Genomic DNA, 1,382 nt, shown 5'->3' with positions numbered 1-1,382 from the left:
CAAGGGCGATGTACTGGTTGTGTGGAAGCTCGATCGTATGGGGCGCAACCTCCACCACCTTGTCAAAACCGTAAACATGCTGTCCGAGCGAGGTGTCGGCCTCAAAGTTCTCACCGGGCAAGGGGCGCAGATTGACACAACGACTGCGGCAGGAAGGCTTTCATTCGGCATCTTTGCTGCGCTTGCCGAATTTGAAAGCGAGTTGATCCGCGAACGCACGATGGCGGGGCTTCAGGCCGCCCGCGCGCGTGGGCGAAAGGGGGGGAGGAAATTTGCGCTGACGAAAGCACAGGTCCGCATGGCTCAGGCTGCCATGTCTAGCCGCGACACGTCAGTCTCAGAGCTCTGCAAGGAACTGGGGGTGAAACCGGTCACGCTCTACCGGTATGTCGATCCCAACGGCAATCTACGCGACTATGGGAAACGAGTGCTCAGCGCTTAGCGTAGGATTCTGCACTCTCCGGCATCAGACCCCTTGTTGCCAAGTTCCGCCCAGCATTGTGTGACGGTTCTGGCCGCGCAAACACCGGCTGATATGGCAAGGCTGGCCGTGTCTGAAATACGCGAGGGACGAGCGGATATCCTGATCAAGGGGGCCGTGGACAGCGGTGCCTATCTAAAAGCAGTGGTGAACCGCGATACGGGGATCGCCGTCTCGCGGGTTTTGTCCAATATCTCCATCGCCGAGCTTCCGGGGTTCGGGCGATTGATCGGGGCGACGGATAACGGCATCCTTCCTGCCCCGACCTGCGAACAAAAACGGGCGATCATCCAAAACAGCGCCGCCTTGTGGCGTGGTCTGGGGGTCGTAAATCCCAAAGTGGCGCTGGTCGCGGCGACCGAAAAGGTTACCCCAGCGATGCCTGCTACAATCGATGCTGCCACATTGGTACGACAGGGTGCCAACGGGTTCCTTCTGGCGGGGCCGATGGGCTATGATATGGCGATCAGCCCACGGGCTGCTGCGATCAAGGGCGCGGCTGCCGACGGTGTATCCGGTTGCGCCGACATGTTGGTTTTTCCGAACATCGAAGCTGCGAATGCCGTGGTAAAATCGTGGAAATTCCACGCCAATGCACAGACCGGATCAATTGTTTTGGGGGGCAGGGTTCCGATCCTGCTCAATTCCCGTTCCGACGGGGCGCAGGCGCGCTTGAATGGATTGCTGCTGGCCATCGCCATGTTACGAGGGCAGCAATAGCCTTGCGTTCCGCTGCCCGTTCAACCTTGGCGAAGCGTGGCGCGATACGCTGACGGGGTTTCCCCGAACGCTGCCTTGAACAGGCGTGAGAACTGCGCCTGTTCCGAAAATCCGAAAGAATAGGCGATTTCCGCAATGGATTTCTGCGGCTGGGCCTCCATCATGTCCTTTGCCGCCAGCA

Annotated in this window: 3 protein-coding genes; 2 read left to right on the top strand and 1 reads right to left on the bottom strand. The window is 59.3% G+C overall.

What is annotated here, in order from left to right:
- On the top strand, window positions 1–442 hold a 442-nt coding region (locus tag A3764_RS16805; protein WP_067951800.1), incomplete at its 5' end, for a recombinase family protein.
- A 60-nt stretch (window positions 443–502) separates the two neighbouring features.
- Entirely contained in the window at window positions 503–1,201 is a 699-nt protein-coding gene (locus A3764_RS16800) for a phosphate acyltransferase (protein ID WP_156505812.1), read from the top strand.
- A 20-nt stretch (window positions 1,202–1,221) separates the two neighbouring features.
- Here the strand turns inward: A3764_RS16800 and A3764_RS24175 are convergent, their stop codons facing one another.
- Window positions 1,222–1,362, bottom strand: coding sequence for a helix-turn-helix domain-containing protein (locus A3764_RS24175; protein WP_236628225.1), 141 nt, complete (start codon window positions 1,360–1,362; stop codon window positions 1,222–1,224).
- Window positions 1,363–1,382 lie beyond the last annotated feature (20 nt).

The organism is Sulfitobacter sp. HI0129 (assembly GCF_001635395.1).
GTDB lineage: Bacteria > Pseudomonadota > Alphaproteobacteria > Rhodobacterales > Rhodobacteraceae > Sulfitobacter.
The sequence above is the reverse complement of the archived record's forward strand: the minus strand, read 5'-3'. Positions and strand labels throughout refer to the sequence as shown.